Genomic DNA, 22,072 nt, shown 5'->3' on the forward strand with positions numbered 1-22,072 from the left:
CAGTCTGTAACCGCAGGGTGCATGACCGGCGTGCGCGGATCTGTCGGCCCCGCTCGGTAGGGTCATTGCCGTGAGCGATGGACTGTTCGACGCGCCGGGAATGGAGGCCGTGTCCGACGAATTCGAGGCGAAGATCCCCAGTAGTAATGGGCAGTTCGCCCCCCTGGCCGTGCGCATGCGCCCCCGCACCCTCGATGAGGTCATGGGCCAGGACCACCTACTCGGCCCCGGATCCCCGCTACGCCGCCTGATCGAGGGTTCCGGCGCGGCCTCGGTCCTGCTCTACGGCCCACCCGGCACCGGCAAGACCACCCTGGCCTCGCTCCTGTCCCAGGCCACCGGCCGCCGCTTCGAAGCACTCTCGGCGCTCTCCGCCGGCGTCAAGGAGGTCCGCGCCGTCATCGACCTCGCCCGCCGCCGCCTCACCGCGGGCGAGCAGACCGTCCTGTTCATCGACGAGGTACACCGCTTCTCCAAGACCCAGCAGGACGCCCTGCTGGCAGCGGTCGAAAACCGCATAGTGCTCCTGGTGGCCGCCACCACCGAGAACCCCTCGTTCTCCGTGGTCTCCCCACTGCTCTCGCGCTCCCTGGTGCTGCAACTGAAGTCCTTGTCGGAAGACGACATTCGCGCCGTCCTGGCCCGAGCCATCGCCGACCCCCGAGGCCTGGCCGGGGAGTACACGGTCACCGATGCCGCCCTCGACCACATAGTCCGCATCGCGGGCGGCGACGCCCGCCGATCCCTCACCGCCCTCGAAGCCTCCGCCGAGTCTTCCCTCGACGGAACCGTCGACGTGAACCTCGTGGAGGCCAGCGTCGACAAGGCCGCAGTCCGCTACGACCGCGCGGGTGACCAGCACTACGACGTGATCAGCGCCTTCATCAAATCCCTCCGAGGCTCCGACGTCGACGCCGCCCTCCACTACCTCGCCCGCATGCTCACCGCAGGCGAAGACCCCCGATTCATAGCCCGCCGCTTGATGATCCAAGCCAGCGAGGAGGTCGGCATGGCCGACCCCACCGCCCTCCAAACAGCGGTAGCCGCAGCCCAAGTGGTCCAACTGGTAGGCCTCCCCGAAGCCCAACTAGCCCTCACCCAAGCCACCATCCACATAGCCACCGCCCCCAAATCAGGCGGCGTGGTCAAGGCCATAGGCGCAGCCATGTCCGACATAGCCGCAGGCAAAGCCGGAGCCGTCCCACCCCACCTCCGCGACGGCCACTACGCGGGCGCCGAAAAACTAGGCAACGCCCAGGGCTACAAATACCCCCACGACCACCCCGACGGCGTCCTCACCCAGCAATACCCACCCGACGAACTGATCGGCAAGGACTACTACATCCCCACCGACCACGGCTACGAACGCGAGGTAGGCCCCCGCGTAACCAAACTCCGCAAGATCGTCCGAGGTAGATAGTCAGTCTTTGTACAACCCGTTGTCGCGGGCGATCTGTTCGATCTCCTTCGGGGTGCCGCCCATGATGACGCGGACGTGTTCGGTGACGAGTTCGATGGGCCAGTTCCACCAAGCTGCGCGCAACAAGCGGTCGATGTCCTCGTCCGGGTAGCGCTGCTTGACCGGTTGGGCGGGGTTGCCGCCGACGATGGTGTAGGGCGGGATGTCGGAGGTGACTACCGCGCCGGTGGCGATGATCGCGCCGTCGCCGATGTGGACGCCGGGCATGATCAGGGTGTTGTAGCCGAACCAGACGTCGTTGCCTACGACGGTGTCGCCCTTGCTGGGGATGGACGTGATGATGTCCATGGTTTCCTCGGCCCAGGTGCCGCCGAAGATGGTGAAGGGGAAGGTGGAGACGCCCTGGGTGGCGTGGTTGGCTCCGGCCATGATGAATTTGGTGCCGGTGGCGATGGCGCAGTATTTGCCGATGATGAGTTTTTCGGGGCCGAAGGCGTAGAGGACGTTGTTGCGTTCGAAGTCCGTCGGGGCGTCCGGGTCGTCGAAGTAGGTGTAGTCGCCGACGAGGATGTTGTCCGATTCGACGTGCGGTTTCAGGAACACGGTCCGGTCGGTGTGGGGGAGCGGGAAGCGCTGGGATGGGTCCGGGATCACAGTCACCCCGGCGATGGTAGCTATCCCGCTGGTGGTCGGGAGAAACCCGCTGGACCGGGGACGGTAGGCTTGATTCCTGTGCAGACCCACGAGATTCGACGGCGCTTTCTGGAGCATTTCGTCCGTGCCGGACACACCGAGGTACCGAGTGCTTCGCTGATCCTGGCCGACCCCAACCTGCTGTTCGTCAATGCGGGCATGGTCCAGTTCGTGCCGTACTTCCTCGGTCAGCAGACCCCGCCCTTCTCGACCGCGACCAGCGTCCAGAAGTGCGTGCGCACCGGCGATATCGAGAATGTCGGCGTCACCACCCGGCACAACACCTTCTTCCAGATGGCCGGCAACTTCAGCTTCGGCGACTACTTCAAGCGCGAGGCCATCTCGTTCGCGTGGTCGTTGCTGACCAACAGCGTGGAAGACGGCGGCTACGGCTTCGACCCGGAACGCCTGTGGGCCACCGTCTATCTCGATGACGACGAGGCCGAGCGCATCTGGCTGGAGATGGGCGTGCCCGCCGAGCGGATCCAGCGCCGCGGCATGGCCGACAACTACTGGTCCATGGGCATCCCCGGCCCGTGCGGCCCGTGCTCGGAGATCTACTTCGACCGCGGCCCCGAATACGGCGTCGAGGGCGGCCCCGAGGCCGACGAGGACCGCTACCTCGAAATCTGGAACCTCGTGTTCATGCAGAACGAGCGCGGCGAGGGCACCGGCAAGGACAACTTCGAGATCCTCGGCCCGCTGCCCAAGAAGAATATCGACACCGGCATGGGCGTCGAGCGCGTCGCGTTCCTGCTGCAGGGCGTCGACAATGTCTACGAGACGGACCTGCTGCGCCCGATCATCAATAAGGCCGAGGAACTCACCGGCAGCTCGTACGGCGTCACGCCCGAGAACGACATCCGCTTCCGCGTCATCGCCGACCACGCCCGCTCCGGCGCCATGTTGATCGCCGACGGCGTCAACCCCGGCAATGACGGCCGCGGCTACGTGCTGCGCCGCCTGCTGCGCCGCATTGTGCGCTCGGCCCGCCTGCTCGGGGCGGATCAGCCGGTCATGGGTGCGTTCATGAAGGTCGTCAGCGATCTCATGTCGCCGTCGTATCCGGAGCTGGCCACCGACTTCAAGCGCATCGAGACGGTCGCGGTCGGCGAGGAGACGGCGTTCCTCAAGACGCTCAACACCGGCTCCACCCTGTTCGACAACACCGCCGCCGCCGTACAGGCCAAGGGCGGCAAGACCATTGCCGGTTCGGACGCCTTCACCCTGCACGACACCTACGGCTTCCCGATCGACCTCACCCTGGAAATGGCCGCCGAGGCGGGCCTTTCGGTGGACGAGGACGGCTTCCGATCGCTGATGGCCGAGCAGCGCAAGCGGGCCAAGGACGATGCGATGGCCCGCAAGCACGCGCACGCCGACCTGACCGTCTACAAGGAATTCGTCGATCGCGGCGCCACCGAGTTCACCGGCTTCGACGAGCTCGCCACCGAGGCGACCGTGCTCGCGCTGATCAAGGACGGCGTGCGCGTGCCCGTCGCCGAGGTCGGCCAGGACGTCGAGGTCATTCTGGACCGCAGCCCGCTCTACGCCGAGTCCGGCGGCCAGATCGCCGACCGCGGTGCCATCACCGCCACGGGCGGCATCAAGCTGGCCGTCAATGATGTGCAGAAGATCGCCAAGACGGTGTGGGTGCACAAGTCCACCGTCGAGGCCGGTCAGCTCGCCGAGGGCGATACCGTGCTCGCCCAGGCCGATCCGAACTGGCGGCGCGGAGCCACCCAGGGTCACTCCGGAACGCATATGGTGCATGCCGCGCTGCGTCAGATCCTCGGCCCGAACGCCGTGCAGGCGGGCTCGCTCAACAAGCCCGGCTACCTGCGCTTCGACTTCAATTGGCAGGGTGCGCTTTCCGAGCAGCAGAAGGCCGATATCGAGGCCGTCTCCAATGACGCTGTCGGCGCGGATTTCCCGGTGAACACCTTCGTCACCGATCTGACCGAGGCCAAGAAGATGGGCGCCATGGCGCTGTTCGGTGAGAATTATGGCGATGAGGTGCGCGTCGTGGAGATCGGCGGACCGTTCTCCATGGAGCTCTGCGGTGGCACGCATGTGCAGCACTCCTCGCAGATCGGCCCGATCACCGTGCTCGGTGAATCCTCGGTCGGTTCCGGCGTGCGCCGCGTGGAAGCCTTTGTCGGCCTGGACTCCTACAAGTACCTCGCCAAGGAGCGCGCGCTGCTGGCCGGTGTGGCCTCCTCGCTGAAGGTGCCGTCGGAGGAAGTTCCGGGGCGCGTCGAGCAACTCGTCGAGCGACTCAAGGTTGCTGAGAAGGAACTCGAGCGCACCAAGATGGCTGCGGTGCTGTCTTCGGCGGGCACGTTCGTCGAGCGCGCCGAGCGTGTCGGCAAGGTGCTGCTGGTCGCGGCCGCCGCGCCCGAGGGCGTCGGCGCGGGCGATCTGCGCACTCTGGTGGCGGATATCAAGGGCCGCTTCGGCTCCGAGCCCGCCATTGTGGTGCTGCTCGGTAATGCCGACGGCAAGGTGCCGTTCGTGGCCGCGGTGTCCAAGGCCGCGCAGGATCTCGGCTTCAAGGCCGGTGACCTGGTCGCTGCCTTCGGTCCCAGCATTGCGGGCCGCGGTGGCGGCAAGCCGGAGATGGCGCAGGGCGCGGGCTCGGATCCGTCCGGGATCGAGGCCGGTCTGGCCGCTCTGCGGGCACGGGTGGCCGAGCTCGCAGGCTGATGCCCAATTCTGAATCGTCGGACCGGCCGGACACTTTCGAAGGTGCCCGGGTTCCGGTCGAGACGGACGCGCGTTTCCGTTCCGATCGTCCGTCTCCGGACGAGGATCCCGGTCGGGGTCGGCGTGTCGGCATCGATGTGGGCACCGTCCGCATCGGTGTCGCCTCCAGCGATCCCGACGGCATCCTCGCCACCCCGGTCGAGACCGTGCCGCGGGCCAAGAAGGTGGCCCCCGGCCAGCTCGCACCCGACCTCGCCAGGATTGCCGAGATTGTGCGGGAATACGAAGCCGTGGAAGTGATCGTCGGCCTGCCGCGTACCTTGCGCGGCGAGAGCGGCTCGTCGGCTAAGCTGGCGGCCACCTTCGCGGGGCGTTTGCGGACCCTGATCGCTCCGGTGCCGGTGCGGCTTTCCGACGAACGTTTGACTACGGTGTCTGCTGCACGCGCGTTGCGAGACAGCGGAGTTCGAGCGCGCGGGCAGCGGCAGGTCATCGATCAGGCGGCCGCCGTATCGATCCTGCAGGGTTGGTTGGACGAACGGAGTGCGCTATTGAAGCCGGGCGGTGCTGACGCATGACCGACCGCTGGACGCGAGCCGAGGAACGCTATCGGCAGAACGCGGATCGCCGCTACCGCCGGGACGATGTGGACTGGAACGAGGCGGACGACTACGAGGACGACACCACCGTCATCCCTCGCTATGAAGACGACGACGAGGAACCACTGCTCGAGCCGGAGCCGCCGCGCCGCGCCGCGCCACAGCGCGCCGACCGTGGCCGCCGAGGCTCCGCGCCGCGTTCCGAACGCCGAAGTTCCGGTGGCCGGGGCGGTTCACGCCACAAGAGTTCCCGCATGGCCTCGCGCAAGGCGGCCGAACGCAAGCGGCGCCGCCGCAATCTGCTGATCATCGGCGGCGTATTCGCCATCCTGTTCCTGGGCGCGGTCGGCTTCGCCGGCTGGAAGTTCATGAACCGCTTCAGCCCGCCGGAGGACTTCTCCGGGCAGCAGGGCCCTCTCGCGGTCGTGCAGGTGAAGGCGGGCGACACCGCCACCCAGATCGCGCAAACCATGTACGACAAGGGCATTGTCGCCAGCAGCGGCGCGTTCTACGAAGCCGCCGTGCGCAATACCAATATGAACTCGGTGCAGCCCGGCTACTACGCCATCCCCAGTCACAGCAAGGGTTCCGAAGCGGTCATCGCGCTGTTCGGCAAGGACGCGCGCGTCGGCAATGTGGTCATTTCCGAAGGGCGCCAGCTGCACGACTCCACCGATGCGCAGACCGGGGCACGCAAGGATGGCATCTACCGCAAGATCGCCGAGGCCAGCTGCGTCGGCACCGGCACCGCCGCCAAATGCGTGACCTACGAACAGCTCGACGCCGCGGGCAGCGGTACCGATCCGGCCGCACTGGGTGTTCCGGCCTGGGCCCTGGATCGGGTGCGCACCGTGCCCGATCCGAGCCGCAAGCTGGAGGGCCTGATCGCGGGCGGCACCCTGGATTTCGATCCCACCGCCAACCCGCAGGACATTCTGAAGCAGCTGGTCACGACCAGCGCGGCGAGCTATGAGGCCACCGGGATCCTGCAATCCGGTGCGGCCAATGGGCTTTCCCCCTATGACACGCTGATCGCCGCGTCGCTGGTGGAGCGTGAGGCGCTGCCGCAGGACATGTCGAAGGTGGCCCGGGTGATCGTGAACCGGCTCAAGGTCGATCAGCCACTGCAATTCGACTCCACCGTCAACTACGCGCTCAGCAGCACCGAGGTCGCCACCACGGACCTCGACCGCGCCAAGAAGACGCCGTGGAACACGTACGCCATGTCGGGCCTGCCCGCCACGCCCATCTCCGCACCCTCGCTGGAAGCCTTGCGCGCCATCGAGAAGCCGGAGCCAGGGAACTGGCTGTACTTCGTGACCGTCGACAAGCAGGGCACCACCCTGTTCACCGACAACTACAACGAGCATCTGCGCAATATCGAAAAGGCCAGACAGAGTGGAATTCTCGACAGTGGACGGTGACCGCCGCAAGGCCGCCGTCCTGGGCAGCCCGATCTCGCATTCGCGGTCGCCGCAACTACATCTGGCCGCCTATAAGGCGCTCGGGCTGGAGTGGACGTACGAGCGGATCGAGTGCACCGGGGAGCAGTTGCCCGGTCTGGTCGATGGGCTCGGGCCGGAATGGGTCGGGCTGTCGGTGACCATGCCGGGCAAGGTCGCGGCCCTCGCCTACGCCGATGAGCGGACCGATCGCGCCGAGCTGGTCGGCTCGGCGAACACCTTGCTGCGCACCGACACCGGGTGGCGTGCGGACTGCACCGATGTGGACGGCGTGCGCGGTGCGCTGCAAGGGGCCGGTGTCGAGGAGATCGCTCGCGCGGTCGTGCTCGGTGCGGGCGGCACGGCGCGCCCGGCCCTGCTGGCGCTGGCGGACCTGGGTGCGCACACCGTCACCATCGTCGCCCGTGACGCGGGCCGCGCCGCCGACACCCTGGAACTCGCCGAGCGCCTGGGCATGTCGGCCGAGATCATCGACTTCGACCCGGGCACAGTGGGTTTCGTCTGCTCCGACGTGGACGCCGTGGTGAGCACCGTACCGGCGAATGCCGCTGCGGCCGTGGCGGATTCCGTCGCGCTCGCCCCGGTGGTCCTGGATGCCATCTACAACCCGTGGCCGACTCCGCTGGCCGAGGCGGTCGAACGTGCGGGCAATACCGTGGTCGGCGGGCTCGAAATGCTGTTGAACCAGGCGTACGGCCAGGTCGAGCAGTTCACCGGCAAGCCCGCCCCGCGCGCGGAAATGGCTGCGGCACTGCAGGAATGACCGGCGTGCTCAGGCCGCTTTGGTCGCGGTGACCGCAATCGTGATGTAGGGCATGGTGAAACCGCCGCCTATCGCATCGATGGCGGACCCGACCGCTTCGAGCACCTCGGCCACCTGGTCGGGTGGGAGTTGGGTGAGCGGGCCCTGCGTGGGAATCTGGTCCAGCCACTCGTCCCGGGTGTAGGTTCGGGCCCAATCGAATCGCCACGGTTCGGGATCGGTGAATCCGCCCGCCTCTCGAATCCCCTTGGCGACCTTGTCGAATATCGTCTGGTAGACCTCGAGTGGCGGTCGTGTGGCCTGCATGTTGAACGGCGAGTCGGGCATCAAGCGGCTATACACCGTGGCGAACGCCTCGCTCACCTCGGCCGGTGGCTGGAATACATGCCAGAACGGTGCCAGCCGCCCGCCCGGCCGCAGCGATTGCGCCGCCTTGACCGCTCCCGCAACGGGATCCACCCAATGCCAGGCGGTTCCGGCCACCACAGCGTCATAGCTGCGCCCCGCCGGATCCCAGGTTTCAAAGGTCGCCACCTCCACCGGAATTCCGCTCTCCCGCGCGAATCCGGCCATCCGCGAATCGGGTTCGACACCCAGCACCGTGCAGCCCGCAGCGCGGAATTGCCGTGCCGCCGTACCCGTCCCGCACCCGACATCCAGGACATCGCGCCCGGGACTGGCGGCCACGATCCGGTCCACCATGGCCTCGGGATAACTCGGGCGGGTCCGGTCGTAGCGTTCGGGATCCACACCGAACGATTCCGCTATGTGCCTGGCCGTATGTGGTTCGGGAGCGGCGTGGGGATCTCGCCCCGGCGGTGGAGTGACCATATGGCCACTTTAAATGGGCCGCCTTGCAGCCGATGCCGAGATCGCTACGCTCACAGCGATATTGGTCAGTGCCCGTCAGGCGCTGACCGGGATTGCTGTCATCTGGGCTCAGGCGACCGGCTGTGGTTCGAACGCATTGCGGAAGGTGAAGGCCGCCGGGGTCGGGCCATTGGCGCGCAGGAGTTCCAGGCGTTCGACGCCTTCGGTGACGGTCGGGATGTGGCCGATCGGAACCCACCACATGACCGCGGCCACCTCGCCCAAGGGGACGAACCATTCGCGGCGGCGGCGCAGGTACTCCATGTGGCCGCTGCGGTAGACGTAGTCGAACAGTTGGTCGCGCGATTCCCAGACGCTCATGGTGATGATCGTGTCCGGGTCGGATTCGTAGGGGTGCAGGGCGGTTGCGTTATTGGCCTCGCCGTCCACCAGTCGCCAGATGAAGCCGGGGGCGATGTCGGCGAGGGCATTGATCTTGTCGAGTGCGGCCACGAATTCGACGACGCGCGGGTCGTCCTGGGGTGCGGCGAGACGGCCGATATTGAACTGGGCGAGGTGCATGAGGTGACTATAACTAACGTGTATTGATTTTAGAAAAGCTTACGCAACATCTGCCCGGTGCCGCGTCCATGTGGGCGATCCACCCCGCTTCGTTCGCCGGGCCCGTGAGCAGCGCGAGGTTCATGCCGCACACCAGCGGCGGGAAGTCCACGGCGAGCCGGTGAAAAGGGCAGTTGCGCAGGCGAATCACCTCGCCGTCGAGGTAGGGCTCGTAGCCGCGCTCGCGCAGCGCGTCCAGGAGATCGCGGCCCTCGAGTGCGGGACCGTGTGCGGCGGCGGCCTTCTCGATGGCAGCCTCGAGTCCCGCGTATTCGGTGGCCTCGGCGAGAACCGTTGCGAGCGTGCGATAGTCCCGGGCTGGCAGGGTGATCGCGAATTCGGCGTCCGCGCGTCGATAGAACTTGGCAGGCCGACCCGACCCCGGTCCGCTGCGCCCCTCGGGCCGCCGGAAGACCGCGTCCAGTAGTCCCGCCTCGGCAAGCTTGTCGAGATGGAAGGCGGCCAGCGGCCGTTTGATCTCGGCCGCCTCGGCGGCCTCGTCACGACTCACGTCATGGTCCGCGGCGGCGACGTAGTCGTACAAACGCCTGCGGATCGGATCGTGCAGCAGGGCGACGGCTTCGATGCTCACCGGGTAAACGTAGCGCGAATACCGCATGGTCCCGGGCGGAGAGGTGAGCCGCCCATGCCCCGTGTGCGCCCCGTCGCGGCGAACGCGTTAAGGTTCTGGAACGAGTTTCAGTTCGGCCACGCGGCCGCGCAGGTTAAGGTGATCGACATGAATGCGTGGGTGTTGCGCGCCGTCGGGCTGGGGGCGCTGACCGTAGTGCTGCGGACCTTGCTCGGTTTCGCCATGGTGCAGTGGCCGACCAATGGCTCGTATATGCGAATCTTCTGCCTGATCGTGCTGGTCGCGGCCGTGCTCGCCTGGGGTTTCCTGGACGGTCGCGCCGACCGGCGCAAGAATGCCGAGCCCGAGAACGGCGCCGATCTCACCATGGTCTGGCTCAAGGCAGGCCTCGCGGGCGGTCTCGGCGCGGGCCTGGTGGCCTGGCTGCTGGACTTCCTGCCCAAGTTCGATCTGGGTGACAACGGCCTGCTGTTCGAGATCACCTCGGGCGCGTCGTTCATCATCCTGCTGATCTTCATCCCCGGCATGATCGGCGTGACCATCGGTCGCTTCCTGGCCGGGCGGGAGCGCAAGAACAACCCCGGCAAGCCGGACGAGAGCGTGTCTCTGAACAAGGAACCCGCCGCAGTCTGACGGACTCATACGAGAAGCGCCCCGAACCGCACTGCGGTTCGGGGCGTTTCGCCATTTGCGGTGTCTCAGAAGCGGACCGCTGGGGTCACTGGCCACGCCGCGGTGTACTCAGCAGCGCGCGGCCGCGTTCCGGGGTGAGGCTGTTCGCCAGCACGGGGTCGGCGAGCAGCGCGACCGGGGCGATGTGATCCGGGGTGCGGGGCCGCCAGTGCGTCATCGCGGCTTCGAGCGCATGCCATAGGGCCGTCGGGTCCGAGCGGTGTTCGGCGAGCGCGTTTCGTACCGCGGTATCGAATTCCTGGTTTCCGTAGGTGAGTCGGTAGCCGGGCTGCTGCATCCGCGCTCGGTACTCGTCGATAGCGGGTCCAATCTGCAACCCTTGGTCGTTCTGGGTGATTTTCAGCCTTTGGGCCACATCGAGTTTGGAGAGCTGATAGGGCCCCTCGTGTTCGTGTTGCCGGGCGAGTTCGAGGGATACGCGGTGCGCGGTGAGCGCCCTGTCTGCCAGGTACTGGGCGCTTTCGAGCACGGAAGCACGCCAGGGCTCGTTGTTTTCGTGTTGCAGGAACATGCAGGGCAGGAACTCTTCGGTGAAGAGTGGACCGGTGAAGAAGTCGTCCGGGACGGACGCCGGAGGCAGCAGATGCGACATCAGCTGGGAGGCCTCGTAGGGGGAGGCGCCGAGGAACGCCAGCAACTGGACCCGCAGGACAGCGGCGCGTGGCCTGCCGAACTTATCGGCCTTTTCCAGTGTCGGCAGGGCCTTATCGATGTCCCCGGCCAGAGCCTCGCCCCGAGACTGTTCCACCGCCAGATCCCAGTCGTCACGGGTGCTCCCCGCCGGTTGACGCAAGTGATGAAGGCCCTGGTAATTCGATTCCATGAGCGCAGTGAACGACGGGTATCGCCGCGGAAATTCGGACCAGGAAAACGCGCTGTATGCCGCCCACTCGCCGTTCTCGTCGCGGTCGGCCGGGTCGAGGAACAGAATTCCGGCGTCGGCGTGCAGCGAGATCAGTAGCCCGCGACTGAACGGGTTACCCGGCGCGTCGACCGGATCGGCGATCAGATCGGCCCACGACTCCCAGTGCGATTCGAGATCACGCACCCACCCCAGATTGGTGGTGTCACGCATCTGCCACACGAACTCCCCGGCATGCCGCCACCCATCGGTGGTCAGCAGGAAGTCGCGATACGAGGGCGGCAACCTCAGACCGAGGCGCTCCTCGACCGCCGCGACGTCGGCCTCGGCGGCCGGGGCATACCCGAGCCAGCGCTGCTGCCGCACCTCCTCGGGAATCTGATCATCAGCATCTCTGCTGATGATCCATTCCTCGCTCCACCGCTCCAACCATGGTCGCCAGTTCATTACCCGAGCTTACGACCGGCCACCGACAAGTTCGGCACGCATGCCGGTGGCCTCCATCCCGGCGGCCAAACCAAGTGCCGGTCAAGGGGTTTCGAGACGCCTGCTCAGAGCAGGATCGCGGTTCCGCCGGTGCTCTGCTCGCGGGCGATGGCCGAGTAGGCGGCGGCGAGCAGGCTCGGGTCCGGGCCTTCCAGGCGGCCGGGCTTGGCGAGGCCGTCGAGGACCACGAAGCGCAGGACGCCAGAGCGGGTCTTCTTATCGGTCTGCATGGTGTCCAGCAGCTGGGGGAGGGCGTCGGCGTCGTAGGTGGTGGGCAGGCCGACGCTGGACAGGACCGCGGCGTGGCGGTCGGCGGTGGCGTCGTCGAGGCGACCGGCCAGGCGGCCGAGTTCGGCGGCGAACACCAGGCCCACCGAGACGGCGGCACCGTGACGCCAGCGGTAGCGCTCGCGGCGCTCGATGGCATGGCCGAGCGTGTGGCCGTAGTTCAGGATCTCGCGCAGATCCGATTCCTTGAGGTCGGCGGCGACCACATTCGCCTTGACCTGGATGGCGCGGCGAATGAGCTCCGGCAGCACCTCGCCGGTCGGGTCGAGGGCGGCCTGGGGATCGCGCTCGATCAGTTCCAGGATCACCGGGTCGGCGATGAAACCGGCCTTGATGATCTCGGCCATACCGGCCACGATCTCATTGCGCGGCACCGTCTCCAGGGTCGCCAGGTCCACCATGACGGCGGCCGGCTCGTGGAAGCTGCCGACCAGGTTCTTGCCCGCCTCGGTATTGATGCCGGTCTTGCCGCCGACCGCCGCGTCCACCATGGCCAGCAGGGTGGTGGGCACATGAATGATGTCCACCCCGCGCATCCAGGTGGCCGCCACGAAACCGGACAGGTCGGTGGCCGCGCCGCCGCCCAAGCTGATGATGGCGTCCTTGCGGGTCAAGCCGATCCGCCCCAGTACCTCCCAGCAGAACCCGGCGACCTGAAGATCCTTACCGTCCTCGGCATCCGGGATCTCGATCCGGTGCGCATCGATCCCCTTGTCCGCCAGTGCCTTCCGCACCACCTCGGCGGTCTCGGCCAGCGGCGGCTGATGGAAGATCGCCACCGTGCGCGTGCCGGAATTCCCGGTCACCTGATCAACCAGGTCACCCAGCAGGCCGCGCCCGATGATCACCGGGTACGGGTCTGCGGTGCGGACCTCGATACGGGTCGGCTCACTCATCAGTGCTGCTCCGATTCTTCTTGTGCGGGTTGGTCAGAGGTGTGCTGCGCCCGGGCTCGAGCCCGAGCCCTGCGGGCGCGAGCGCGGCGGGAACGGCCGCTCCCAGGCGCGGCCGCGGGTCCAGCCGCCGGATCGGCCTGCTGAGAGGCGTCCCCGCCCTCGGGCGAGTCGCCGCCCTGGGGTGAGTTCGCGCCCTGGGGTGAGTTCGCGCCCCGCGATGCGTCCCCGCTCTGTGGCGAGTTACCGCCCTGCGGCGAGTTCCCGTGCTGTGGTGAGTTCGCGCCCTGCGGTGAATTCCTGCCCCGGGGCGAGTTCCTGCCCTGAGAGGCGTTCTCGTCCTGCGATGCGGTGGAATTCCGCCGCCGGTTCGAATCCTGCGGCGCGTTCGAGTTCTGCTGGGCGGCAGCGGAGCTGGTGGCGGATCCGGATGCCGAGGATCCAGTCGCGGAGGAGCTGGTTGCCGCGGCTCCGGTTGCCGCAGAGCTGGCTGAGGCGGAGCTGGCTGCGGTTGTGGACTGGGCGGATTCGGTGGCGGTGGCGTCCGGGCGACGGCCGCGACGGCGAGAACGCCGACTGCGGCGGCGCTTCGGGGCGTCGGTTGCCTCCGCGTTGTCCGCGTCGCTCGATGCGGTTGCCCGGGCCGCGCCCGAATTGGCATCGCCTGTTGATGCAGATGCGGAATTCGCTTCGGACACGGCCGGATTCGATCCGGCGGCCGTTGTTGCCTGATCGCCTCGACCGCGTCCGCGACGGCGTCGGCGACGCGGGCGTGTGCGCCCGGAGTCGGCGGCGGTCTGGGTGGCGGCTTCTTCGGCGGCCGAATCCTCCGGGCGCACCGTGGATTCGAGTCCGAGTTTGGCCAGGATCATGCGCACCACGCGGCCCGGACTGCGGCCGTCGGTGCGCACGCGAATGCTCGCCACCTCGCGGTACAGCGGGCGGCGGTGCTTCATGATCTCGCGGTATTTCTTGGCCGGGTCATCACCGACGAGCAGGGGCCGGTTGGTGCTGGCGCCGGTGCGGCGAAGTCCTTCGCCCACACTGATTTCCAGGTAGATGACGGTCCGTCCGCGCAGCAGTTCGCGGGTGGCGGCCGACAGCACCGAACCGCCGCCGAGCGAGACCACGCCGTGGCCCGCCAGGACGGCGTCGCGGACGACCTGTTCTTCGATGCGCCGGAATTCCGGTTCGCCATCCTCGGCGAAGATCTCCGGGATGGTGCGTCCGGTCTGCTCTTCGATCCCGGCATCGGTGTCGTAGAGGTCCACGCCGAGTTCGCGGGCGAGTTTGCGGCCGATGGTCGACTTGCCCGACCCGGGCGGACCGACCAGCACAACGCTCAGCGGCGACTGGTCGGACTCCCCGGTCACTGTGGCGCGTTGCCCGAGGGAATGTGCGGGCGCGCGTTGATTCGCTTCAGGTAGCTGGTGATGTTGTCGACCGTCTCGGGCAGCGAGTCACCGGCGAACTTCTCCAGTACCGCCTGGGCGACCACGAGGGCGACCATGGCCTCGGCGACCACACCGGCCGCGGGCACAGCGCACACATCCGAGCGCTGGTGGATGGCGACGGCCTCGTCACCGGTGGACATATCGACGGTCGCCAGCGCGCGCGGCACGGTGGAGATCGGCTTCATGGCGGCGCGCACTCGCAGCGGCTCGCCATTGGTCATGCCGCCTTCCAGACCGCCCGCGCGGTTGGTGGAGCGCAGCACGCCGTCCGGACCCGGCTTCATCTCGTCGTGGGCCTGGCTGCCGCGGCGGCGCGCGGTCTCGAAACCGTCGCCCACCTCGACGCCCTTGATGGCCTGAATGCCCATGAGCGCGGCGGCTAGTCGCGAATCCAGGCGCGCCTCACCGCTGGTGAACGAGCCCAGACCGACGGGCAGCCCCTCGATCACGACCTCGACCACGCCGCCCAGGGTGTCGCCGTCCTTCTTGGCGGCCTCGATCTCGGCGATCATGGCGGCCTCGGCGTCCTTGTCGAACGCGCGCACCGGGCTCTCGTCGATGGCATCCAGATCGGTCGCGGTCGGAACCACACCGGTGGTGTTGGCGGCCGCGCCGATCGACACCACGTGCGAGATCACCTCGACACCGAGCGCCTGGCGCAGGAAGTTCTTGGCGACCGTGCCCGCCGCGACCCGCGCCGCGGTTTCACGGGCGCTGGCCCGCTCCAGCACATTCCGGGCATCGTCGAAGCCGTACTTGAGCATGCCCGAGTAATCGGCATGCCCCGGGCGCGGCCGGGTGAGCGGTGCGTTGCGGGCCAGCTCGGCCAGTTCCGCCTCGTCGACCGGGTCGGCGGACATGACCTGCGTCCACTTGGGCCACTCGGAGTTGCCGACTTCGATGGCGACCGGACCACCCATGGTGCGCCCGTGACGTACGCCGCCGATCATGCTGACCGCGTCGGCCTCGAACTTCATCCGGGCCCCACGCCCATACCCCAGGCGGCGGCGCGCCAGCTGTCCGGCAATGTCGGCAGAGGTCACCTCGACACCGGCCACCATCCCCTCGAGGATGGTGACAAGAGCGGGACCATGGGATTCTCCGGCAGTTATCCAGCGCAACACGAGTTACATCTTTCCATGCAGGGACGGGTGCCCGGACACGCGGTCCGGCGTGGGCCGATGTCATCGCGTGGCAAGTAGCGCAACCAGACTCGACGCGCACATGGCGGGACCGTGCGCGAGGACGTGGGGACCGGGTGCGGGAGCACGAGAATTCCACGGTCGCGCCGCGCGCGCCAGCAGAATTCCGGTGCCCGCGAGCGCCGTCAGCACGGGTGCGCCGAGGGCGGCCCAGACCCAGGCCTGCGCACCGCCCAGCGCGGTGGCCGCGCCGAGGCCGAGCGCGAGTTTCACATCACCGGCTCCGAGTGTCATCGGTGACAGCAGATGCACAAGTAAATAGGGAAGACCGAGCAGCAGGGCCCCGAGCATCGCCGTCCTGCACTGCCCTAGCGCGCCCGCGTATCCGATGACGGCCGCTGCCCCGGGCAGCGTCAGCGCGTTCGGCAGTCGCCGCGAGCGCAGGTCGATCCAACTCAGGACAGCGCACCAGGTCAGGAGCGCGAGCAGGGCGGTCAGAGGCATGCATCGAGCTTGCCTCTTCGGCGACCGCCGTGGGGCGTCGAATCACGAATTGTGGATAACCCCTTGGCATGTGAATACCGGGCCTTTCTGTGACAGATCGGTTCACGTGTTGTGTGTCTGTGTTGTGGCGTGTCGGCGGTAGCTTTGAAACCATGTCTGCTGATCTCGATCCGGTCCCGCGCCCCGACCACGCGGCCCGCCGCGCCAACTTGCGGAACTTGCTGGTCGAGAACCGCGTCGACGCGCTGCTGGTCACGGACCTGATCAATATTCGCTATCTGACCGGATTCACCGGTTCGAATGCCGCACTGCTGGTCTACGCCTGGGACACCACCGAGGACCGCACGGTCATCTGCACCGACGGCCGCTACATCACGCAGGTCAATGAACAGGTCCCGGATCTGCGCGCGGAGATCAACCGGGCCAGCGCCCGCCGCGTGGTGGAGATCGCGGGGGAATGGCAGACCGGTCGGGTCGGCTTCGAGAGCCATATCGTGACCGTCGATCAGCATCGCGCATTCGTCGCGCAGGGCACCGGATTGGACCTGGTCGCCACCTCCGGCCTGGTCGAACAGCTGCGCATGGTGAAGGACGATTTCGAGGTCGGCCGCCTGCGCGCCGCCTGCGATGCCGCCGATATCGCCCTGGCCACCCTGCTCGAGCGCGGCGGCCTGCGCCCGGGCCGCACCGAACGTCAGGTGGCCCGCGAGCTGGAATGGCTCATGTTCGAGCACGGCGCGGATGCCATCGCCTTCGAGACCATCGTCGCGACCGGGGCGAATTCGGCCGTCCCGCATCATCGCCCGACCGAGGCGGTCCTGGCGACCGGCGACTTCGTGAAGCTCGACTTCGGCGCGATGATCGGCGGCTACCACTCCGATATGACCCGCACCTACGTGCTCGGGCAGCCCTCGGACTGGCAGCGCGAGATCTATGACCTGGTCAAGGAGTCGCAGCGGGCGGGCCGCGAGGCGCTCACACCGGGTGCCGCCACGCGCGCGGTCGACGCCGCGTCCCGCTCGGTGATCGCGGCGGCGGGCTATGGCGAGCTGTTCGTGCACGGCCTCGGACACGGTGTCGGCCTGCAGATCCATGAAGCGCCCGGAATCGCCAAAACGGGCACGGGTACACTTCTCGAGGGCGTGGCGGTGACCGTCGAGCCAGGTGTGTATTTCCCCGGCCGCGGCGGAGTCCGGATCGAGGATACGCTCGTGGTTCGCCAGGGGGGCCCGGAACTGCTCACCCGCACCAGCAAAGACCTGACCGTCGTCGACTGACGAACGGTTTGCCACCGCGGCGTGCCGCGAATGGAAACTAGAACAGGAGATCCGAGGACAGTGGCGGATACCAGCGACTTCAAGAACGGCCTCGTGCTGAAGATCGATAATAATTTGCAGCAGATTATCGAGTTCCAGCATGTGAAGCCCGGTAAGGGTCCCGCCTTCGTGCGTACCAAGCTGAAGAACGTGCTGTCCGGCAAGGTGGTCGACAAGACCTTCAATGCCGGCGTCAAGGTGGAGACCGCGACCGTCGACCGTCGCGATATGACCTTCCTGTACCACGATGGTTCGGATTACATCTTCATGGACGGCGACACCTACGACCAGATTCATCTGGGCGACGCCATCCTCGGCAAGAACGCGGGCTTCCTGCTCGAGAACATGCAGGTCCAGATTGCGATGCACGAGGGTGAGGCGCTGTTCGTGGAGCTCCCCGTCGCCATCGACGTGATCGTCACGCACACCGAGCCGGGCCTGCAGGGCGACCGCTCGAGCGCGGGCACCAAGCCTGCCACCGTGGAGACCGGCGCCGAGGTTCAGGTGCCGCTGTTCATCAACCAGGGTGACAAGCTGCGCATCGACACTCGCGACGGCAGCTACATCAGCCGCGTCAACTCCTGACGCGCGCGGGATAATAGTGACCGTGGCCGATCAGCCCGACAAAAAGTCGAACTACAAGAAGCTCGGTGCGCGGCACAAGGCGCGTCGCCGGGCCGTCGACCTCCTCTTCGAGGCCGAGGCTCGCGATGTGGATCCCGCCGAACTGCTGTCCGACCGCGTCTCGCTCTCCGTGCGTGACGATTCGGTGGCTCCGGTGAACCCCTACACCCGCGTCCTGGTCGAAGGCGTCGCCGACGATCTGGACCGAGTGGACGGCACCATCGAGTCCTACCTGCAGGATTGGGCGCTGTCCCGGCTTCCCGCCGTGGACCGCGCGATTCTGCGGGTGGCGGTGTGGGAGTTGTTCCACGCCAACGACGTTCCCCCCGTGGTGGCCGTCGATGAAGCGGTGGAGCTCGCCAAGGAGCTTTCCACCGACGATTCCCCCTCGTTCATCAATGGCGTGCTCGGCCAGGTGGTCCTGGTGGCCCCGCAGGTTCGCGCCGCGGCGGCCGCTACCCGCGCCCCCGCACCCGTCGACGACGAGAAGTAGCACAAGGAGATTCGCAGGGTGCGTAAGTACCTGGTCATGGCCATGCGCACCCCGCGCTTCGAGCAGTCCGTGATCGAACCGCATCGAGCCTGGCTCGAGGCGGTCCAATCACGAGGACAGCTGGTGGAATCCGGCAAGTTCACCGACGGCTCGGGTGGCGCGTACGTGCTGCTGGCCGAGAGTCTGGACGCCGCAAAGGAACTGGTCGCGACCGACCCGATCCACCTCACCGGCGCTTCGGAACTCACTGTCTACGAATGGGAAATCAACCCCTAGCTCGGGGAGCTGAGCTTCCATAGGCGAATACGAAAGAGCCCGCACCGAATTCGGTGCGGGCTCTTTCGTCGATCAAGTGTGAGGCTGGTCGGACGGCACCCGGGCGGGGGATCGGGACCTCTTGCGCCAGCGCCACAGTGCCGCGAGTGCGAACGATCCGGGACCTGCCACCGCGATCAGGAAGAAGGCCCAGCAGAACATGGCCGCCGACTCCCCGCCGTTCTTGATCGGCAGCAGGCCGCGATGCAGGTGCACGGTCAGATAGGCGTAAGCCATTGCGCCCGAGCACAGCACGGCGGCGACTCTGGTGCCGAGGCCCAGGGCCACCAATGCCCCGCCGATCAGCTCGATCGCGCCCGCCCACCAGTGTGGCCAGCTCGCGAAGGCCGCGACATGGCTGCCGTAGGGCTTGACGGGAATCCCGTACAACTCCGAGAGGCCGTGTATGGCGAAGCTGACGCCGACGAGCATGCGGAAGAGCCCGAATACGGCCGCGGCCGGGGTGCGCGGCGTGAGTCCGGTGGGGTGATCTGAACGTAGGAGCTGCATGGTCGACCTCCGAGCCGGTCCGTGGTGCCCGTTACTACGGACGCGTCACCCGGGTGGTTCACGAAGTCCGGCCGACCAGCGGATACTGGTCGGCCGAATTCGATTGGCCCGTCAGGGCTGAAGGATGATGGTTCCCTTGACCGCGCGGTCTTCAATCAGCTGGTGGGCGTGCGCGGCCTGGTCGAGGGGGAGAACCCGATCGACGAGCGGAGTGAGGGAACCCGCGGCCGCCCGCTCGAGGGCCGCGCCGCGTGCCTGTGCCACCCCGGCCAGCCAGTCCGCCCCGGAGCAGCCGATCAGGGTGAGGCCGCGCATGACCAGATCCATGGCCGACACCTGGGCGAATCCGCCGGACAGCAGGCCGTAACTGAGCATCCGCCCGCGCAGTGGCGTCATGAGATCCAGTACGGTGCGCGCGGATTCGCCGCCGATCGAATCGAACACCACATCGATCGTTGCGCCGCCGAGGATTTCGCGCAGCCGCTCGGGCCAGTTCGGGTCGAGGTGGTCGATGACCTCGTCCGCGCCGAATTCCCGCGCCCGGTCGGCCTTTTCGGGCCCGCCCGCGGTGGCGATCACGCGGGCCGCACCGTACTCCTTGGCCAACTGGGTCAGATACCCGCCGACCCCCGTTGCGGCGGCCTCGATCAGTACGGTCTCGGTGCCGGTCAGCTTGGCCGTCTCCAGCAGTGGAATGGCCACCGATCCGCTCATCATGACCGCCGCCGCGTCCGCGGAGGGCAGCCCGTCCGGAATCCGGACCGTGGATTCGGCGGGAACGCTGACCAGTTCGGCAAAGGTGCCGAAACCATTGGAGGCCACGGCGACTCGCTGCCCGATCAGCGCCGCGTCGACGCCCGCCCCGACCTCGGTGATCACGCCCACCGCCTGGGTGCCGAAGATCAAGGGCAGCGGAATCGGTATGGGGAAGGCTCCGGAGCGCACCAGCGTCTCCGGGTACAGCACCGGAATCGCCTCGTTCCGCACGAGCACCTCGCCCGGTTGCGGCCGGGGCGCGGGAACATCCTGCGCCACCAGTACTTCGGGCCCACCGGTCGCTGTCATTACGATTGCCTGCATTGCAAACCCCACAAGTTGACTGTCGGTCCAGTTACGTTCGGTTACGATATGGACCGCCGGTCAACTTGTCAACGAAAGTCGAGGAAATGCCTGCTGAGCAGCCCAAGGAACGCGCCGACGCGGCACGCAACCGGCGCGCGATCCTGGACGCCACCCGGGCGCTGCTCGACGAACACGGCGCCGAGGCCATCACCATGGACCGCGTCGCCGCGGCCGCCGGGGTCGGCAAGGGCACGATTTTTCATCGCTTCGGAAATCGCGCGGGCCTGCTGCACGAGATGATCGCGGCCCCCGCGGAGACGTTGATGGCCGCGATCACCACCGGCCCGCCGCCGCTCGGTCCCGGAGCTCCCGCGGGCGAGCGGCTGCTGGCCTTCTTCGATGCCATGACCTCGATAGTCGCCGACAATGTGGAGCTCATGGTGGCCTACCGAACGGTGGACCCGCATCCGCGCACCGCCGAATTCCACGCCACCTGGGACGCCCACATCACCGCTCTGGTGCGCGAGGCCCGTCCCGATCTCGATGCCGAGGTCACCGGCCGCCTGCTGCTCAGCGGGCTGGGCTCGGACATGGCTTCGGGCATGGTGCGCGCGGGGGAGGTCGAACGCCTGCGGACCGCCGTCCGTGAGCTGGTGGAGTCGGTGCTGCGCGGTCCCGCGTAACCGGAGCGTGAGTGCGCGGTTCGTGGTGTGATCGAAATCGGCCAAAAAGTTTCGCGGTGGGATGTCGAGAATCCGTGCGTGGCTCCGTCCCCGCAGTGAACACGGCCGAAGGGGCCGGATCGCACCGAGGAGGAATGCCATGCAACCGAACGAGATCGCCGAGATTCTGAACCGCCCGCTGAGCCGGGAGCTGCTCGCCAGAGACCTGACCCGCTTGGCCTACGTGGCCAAGGACGGCACGCCCCGCAATGTGCCGATCGCGTTCGTCTGGAACGGCACGCAGATCGTCATGTGCACCACCAAGAACGCCCCGAAGCTGGCCTCGCTGCGCAGTAACCCGATGGTTGCGCTGACCATCGACACCGAGGTGCACCCGCCCCAGATCCTGCTTATTCGCGGTCGCGCCGAGCTGGATTACGTCGATGGCATCCCGGAGGAGTACCTCACGGCGAACACCACCTACGAGATGACGGCCGAGCAGCGGGTCGTGTGGGAGGCCGAGGTGCGTTCGCTCTACAGTGACGGCATGGTCCGGGTCGTGGTGACCCCGACGTGGGCGAAGCTCATCGACTTCGAGAACACGCTGCCGACCGCGGTCGAGGAACTGGTCCGACAGCGCGAAGAACGTCAGCGCGCCTGAGCCGTCGACACTTCATCCAAGGAGACCATCATGGCCAAATACCTTCTGCTCAAGCACTATCGGGGCGCGCCCGCCTCGGTCAACGATGTGCCGATGGATCAATGGACGCCGGAGGAGATCACGGCGCACATCCAATACATGCGGGATTTCGCCGATAAGCTCGACGCCGCAGGCGAATTCGTCGACGAACTGGCGCTCTCGCCGGAGGGCACGTTCGTCCGCTTCGACGGCGAGGGCAAACCGCCGGTCACCGACGGCCCGTTCGCGGAGACCAAGGACCTCATCGCCGGTGGGATGATCATCGACGTCGAATCCCGTGAGCGGGCATACGAACTCGCCGCCGAGCTGTCCGCGGCTCCGGGTGCGGGAGGCAAGCCGATCCACGAGTGGCTCGAGGTGCGCCCGTTCTACGGCGTGCCCCCGACCATCACGGAGTGACG

The 22,072-nt window shown here is 67.3% G+C and carries 23 protein-coding genes and 1 pseudogene; 13 read left to right on the forward strand and 11 right to left on the reverse strand.

Annotated features, from left to right (window positions below):
• The first annotated feature begins 100 nt into the window (after positions 1–100).
• A complete protein-coding gene (locus AB0N05_RS10185; RefSeq protein ID WP_364692262.1) occupies positions 101–1,420 on the forward strand; it encodes a replication-associated recombination protein A in 1,320 nt (439 codons plus the stop codon).
• Here the strand turns inward: AB0N05_RS10185 and AB0N05_RS10190 are convergent, their stop codons facing one another.
• A complete protein-coding gene (locus tag AB0N05_RS10190; protein WP_364690318.1) occupies positions 1,421–2,080 on the reverse strand; it encodes a CatB-related O-acetyltransferase in 660 nt (219 codons plus the stop codon).
• A gap of 72 nt (positions 2,081–2,152) precedes the next feature.
• Here AB0N05_RS10190 and alaS point away from each other — a divergent pair, with 72 nt between their 5' ends.
• The 4 genes from alaS (at position 2,153) to AB0N05_RS10210 (ending at position 7,644) form a co-directional block, all read left to right on the forward strand.
• Positions 2,153–4,819, forward strand: coding sequence for an alanine--tRNA ligase (gene alaS, locus AB0N05_RS10195; protein ID WP_364690321.1), 2,667 nt, complete (start codon positions 2,153–2,155; stop codon positions 4,817–4,819).
• Between the two features lie 131 nt (positions 4,820–4,950).
• The gene (gene ruvX / locus AB0N05_RS10200) at positions 4,951–5,397 is read left to right on the forward strand and encodes a Holliday junction resolvase RuvX (protein WP_364692265.1); all 447 of its coding nucleotides are present in this window, start codon (positions 4,951–4,953) and stop codon (positions 5,395–5,397) included.
• Complete coding sequence (locus tag AB0N05_RS10205) at positions 5,394–6,842, forward strand: endolytic transglycosylase MltG (RefSeq protein WP_364690324.1); 1,449 nt, start codon at positions 5,394–5,396, stop codon at positions 6,840–6,842. Before ruvX ends, AB0N05_RS10205 begins: the two co-directional genes overlap by 4 nt.
• The gene (locus AB0N05_RS10210; protein WP_364690327.1) at positions 6,817–7,644 is read left to right on the forward strand and encodes a shikimate dehydrogenase; all 828 of its coding nucleotides are present in this window, start codon (positions 6,817–6,819) and stop codon (positions 7,642–7,644) included. Before AB0N05_RS10205 ends, AB0N05_RS10210 begins: the two co-directional genes overlap by 26 nt.
• A 9-nt stretch (positions 7,645–7,653) precedes the next feature.
• Here the strand turns inward: AB0N05_RS10210 and AB0N05_RS10215 are convergent, their stop codons facing one another.
• The 3 genes from AB0N05_RS10215 to AB0N05_RS10225 form a co-directional block, all read right to left on the reverse strand.
• Positions 7,654–8,475, reverse strand: a complete 822-nt coding sequence (locus AB0N05_RS10215; protein WP_364690330.1) for a class I SAM-dependent methyltransferase — start codon at positions 8,473–8,475, stop codon at positions 7,654–7,656.
• A 108-nt stretch (positions 8,476–8,583) separates the two neighbouring features.
• Positions 8,584–9,036 carry a DUF3291 domain-containing protein gene (locus AB0N05_RS10220; RefSeq protein ID WP_364690333.1) on the reverse strand — a complete coding sequence of 151 codons (453 nt, stop codon included), beginning with the start codon at positions 9,034–9,036 and terminating at the stop codon, positions 8,584–8,586.
• A gap of 13 nt (positions 9,037–9,049) precedes the next feature.
• A complete protein-coding gene (locus tag AB0N05_RS10225) occupies positions 9,050–9,667 on the reverse strand; it encodes a transcriptional regulator (RefSeq protein ID WP_364690335.1) in 618 nt (205 codons plus the stop codon).
• A 147-nt stretch (positions 9,668–9,814) separates the two neighbouring features.
• Between AB0N05_RS10225 and AB0N05_RS10230 the strand changes: the two genes are divergently transcribed.
• The gene (locus AB0N05_RS10230) at positions 9,815–10,300 is read left to right on the forward strand and encodes a B-4DMT family transporter (protein ID WP_364690338.1); all 486 of its coding nucleotides are present in this window, start codon (positions 9,815–9,817) and stop codon (positions 10,298–10,300) included.
• 85 nt (positions 10,301–10,385) lie between these two features.
• Here AB0N05_RS10230 and AB0N05_RS10235 read toward each other — a convergent pair whose 3' ends face one another.
• The 5 genes and pseudogenes from AB0N05_RS10235 to AB0N05_RS10255 all read right to left on the reverse strand — a co-directional run bounded on the left by AB0N05_RS10235 (position 10,386) and on the right by AB0N05_RS10255 (position 15,989).
• Positions 10,386–11,669 (reverse strand): SMI1/KNR4 family protein, encoded by a 1,284-nt coding sequence (locus AB0N05_RS10235; RefSeq protein ID WP_364690341.1) that lies wholly within the window; start codon positions 11,667–11,669, stop codon positions 10,386–10,388.
• A 104-nt stretch (positions 11,670–11,773) separates the two neighbouring features.
• Positions 11,774–12,892 (reverse strand): 3-dehydroquinate synthase, encoded by a 1,119-nt coding sequence (aroB, locus tag AB0N05_RS10240; RefSeq protein WP_364690344.1) that lies wholly within the window; start codon positions 12,890–12,892, stop codon positions 11,774–11,776.
• A gap of 851 nt (positions 12,893–13,743) precedes the next feature.
• Positions 13,744–14,235 (reverse strand): annotated as a pseudogene (locus AB0N05_RS10245) (shikimate kinase); the annotation flags it as partial.
• Between the two features lie 23 nt (positions 14,236–14,258).
• Entirely contained in the window at positions 14,259–15,467 is a 1,209-nt protein-coding gene (aroC, locus tag AB0N05_RS10250) for a chorismate synthase (protein ID WP_364690347.1), read from the reverse strand.
• A gap of 60 nt (positions 15,468–15,527) precedes the next feature.
• Positions 15,528–15,989: an A24 family peptidase gene (locus tag AB0N05_RS10255; protein ID WP_364690350.1), complete on the reverse strand. Its 462-nt coding sequence runs from the start codon at positions 15,987–15,989 to the stop codon at positions 15,528–15,530.
• Between the two features lie 152 nt (positions 15,990–16,141).
• On the opposite strand from AB0N05_RS10255, the gene AB0N05_RS10260 reads away from it, so the two are divergent.
• From AB0N05_RS10260 to AB0N05_RS10275, 4 genes are read left to right on the forward strand one after another with little or no spacing between them, the layout of a single operon-like run.
• Positions 16,142–17,266, forward strand: a complete 1,125-nt coding sequence (locus AB0N05_RS10260; protein ID WP_364690353.1) for a Xaa-Pro peptidase family protein — start codon at positions 16,142–16,144, stop codon at positions 17,264–17,266.
• A gap of 60 nt (positions 17,267–17,326) precedes the next feature.
• A complete protein-coding gene (gene efp / locus AB0N05_RS10265) occupies positions 17,327–17,890 on the forward strand; it encodes an elongation factor P (RefSeq protein ID WP_364690356.1) in 564 nt (187 codons plus the stop codon).
• A gap of 22 nt (positions 17,891–17,912) precedes the next feature.
• Complete coding sequence (gene nusB, locus AB0N05_RS10270; protein ID WP_364690359.1) at positions 17,913–18,422, forward strand: transcription antitermination factor NusB; 510 nt, start codon at positions 17,913–17,915, stop codon at positions 18,420–18,422.
• Between the two features lie 18 nt (positions 18,423–18,440).
• Complete coding sequence (locus AB0N05_RS10275) at positions 18,441–18,698, forward strand: YciI family protein (RefSeq protein ID WP_364690361.1); 258 nt, start codon at positions 18,441–18,443, stop codon at positions 18,696–18,698.
• Positions 18,699–18,770: 72 nt separating this feature from the next.
• Here AB0N05_RS10275 and AB0N05_RS10280 read toward each other — a convergent pair whose 3' ends face one another.
• Together AB0N05_RS10280 and AB0N05_RS10285 are read right to left on the reverse strand one after the other, a co-directional pair.
• On the reverse strand, positions 18,771–19,247 hold the full coding sequence (locus AB0N05_RS10280) for a DoxX family protein (RefSeq protein WP_364690364.1): 477 nt from the start codon (positions 19,245–19,247) through the stop codon (positions 18,771–18,773).
• A 111-nt stretch (positions 19,248–19,358) separates the two neighbouring features.
• A complete protein-coding gene (locus AB0N05_RS10285) occupies positions 19,359–20,312 on the reverse strand; it encodes a zinc-binding dehydrogenase (RefSeq protein WP_364690367.1) in 954 nt (317 codons plus the stop codon).
• 101 nt (positions 20,313–20,413) lie between these two features.
• Between AB0N05_RS10285 and AB0N05_RS10290 the strand changes: the two genes are divergently transcribed.
• The 3 genes from AB0N05_RS10290 to AB0N05_RS10300 all read left to right on the forward strand — a co-directional run bounded on the left by AB0N05_RS10290 (position 20,414) and on the right by AB0N05_RS10300 (position 22,070).
• Positions 20,414–20,992: a helix-turn-helix domain-containing protein gene (locus AB0N05_RS10290; RefSeq protein ID WP_364690370.1), complete on the forward strand. Its 579-nt coding sequence runs from the start codon at positions 20,414–20,416 to the stop codon at positions 20,990–20,992.
• A gap of 139 nt (positions 20,993–21,131) precedes the next feature.
• Complete coding sequence (locus tag AB0N05_RS10295; RefSeq protein ID WP_364690374.1) at positions 21,132–21,632, forward strand: pyridoxamine 5'-phosphate oxidase family protein; 501 nt, start codon at positions 21,132–21,134, stop codon at positions 21,630–21,632.
• A gap of 30 nt (positions 21,633–21,662) precedes the next feature.
• Complete coding sequence (locus AB0N05_RS10300) at positions 21,663–22,070, forward strand: YciI family protein (protein WP_364690377.1); 408 nt, start codon at positions 21,663–21,665, stop codon at positions 22,068–22,070.
• Positions 22,071–22,072: the final 2 nt, after the last annotated feature.

The sequence above is a fragment of the Nocardia sp. NPDC051030 genome, from assembly GCF_040683015.1.
Taxonomy (GTDB): Bacteria; Actinomycetota; Actinomycetes; order Mycobacteriales; family Mycobacteriaceae; genus Nocardia.

Coding starts and splice junctions, on each gene's coding strand:
- AB0N05_RS10185 (WP_364692262.1), top strand. CDS start 101: ATGGAGGCCGTGTCCGACGAATTCGAGGCGAAGATCCCCAGTAGTAAT.
- AB0N05_RS10205 (WP_364690324.1), top strand. CDS start 5,394: ATGACCGACCGCTGGACGCGAGCCGAGGAACGCTATCGGCAGAACGCG.
- AB0N05_RS10215 (WP_364690330.1), bottom strand. CDS start 8,475: ATGGTCACTCCACCGCCGGGGCGAGATCCCCACGCCGCTCCCGAACCA.
- AB0N05_RS10220 (WP_364690333.1), bottom strand. CDS start 9,036: ATGCACCTCGCCCAGTTCAATATCGGCCGTCTCGCCGCACCCCAGGAC.
- AB0N05_RS10230 (WP_364690338.1), top strand. CDS start 9,815: ATGAATGCGTGGGTGTTGCGCGCCGTCGGGCTGGGGGCGCTGACCGTA.
- AB0N05_RS10235 (WP_364690341.1), bottom strand. CDS start 11,669: ATGAACTGGCGACCATGGTTGGAGCGGTGGAGCGAGGAATGGATCATC.
- aroB (WP_364690344.1), bottom strand. CDS start 12,892: ATGAGTGAGCCGACCCGTATCGAGGTCCGCACCGCAGACCCGTACCCG.
- AB0N05_RS10255 (WP_364690350.1), bottom strand. CDS start 15,989: ATGCCTCTGACCGCCCTGCTCGCGCTCCTGACCTGGTGCGCTGTCCTG.
- AB0N05_RS10260 (WP_364690353.1), top strand. CDS start 16,142: ATGTCTGCTGATCTCGATCCGGTCCCGCGCCCCGACCACGCGGCCCGC.
- AB0N05_RS10280 (WP_364690364.1), bottom strand. CDS start 19,247: ATGCAGCTCCTACGTTCAGATCACCCCACCGGACTCACGCCGCGCACC.
- AB0N05_RS10285 (WP_364690367.1), bottom strand. CDS start 20,312: ATGACAGCGACCGGTGGGCCCGAAGTACTGGTGGCGCAGGATGTTCCC.
- AB0N05_RS10290 (WP_364690370.1), top strand. CDS start 20,414: ATGCCTGCTGAGCAGCCCAAGGAACGCGCCGACGCGGCACGCAACCGG.
- AB0N05_RS10295 (WP_364690374.1), top strand. CDS start 21,132: ATGCAACCGAACGAGATCGCCGAGATTCTGAACCGCCCGCTGAGCCGG.
- AB0N05_RS10300 (WP_364690377.1), top strand. CDS start 21,663: ATGGCCAAATACCTTCTGCTCAAGCACTATCGGGGCGCGCCCGCCTCG.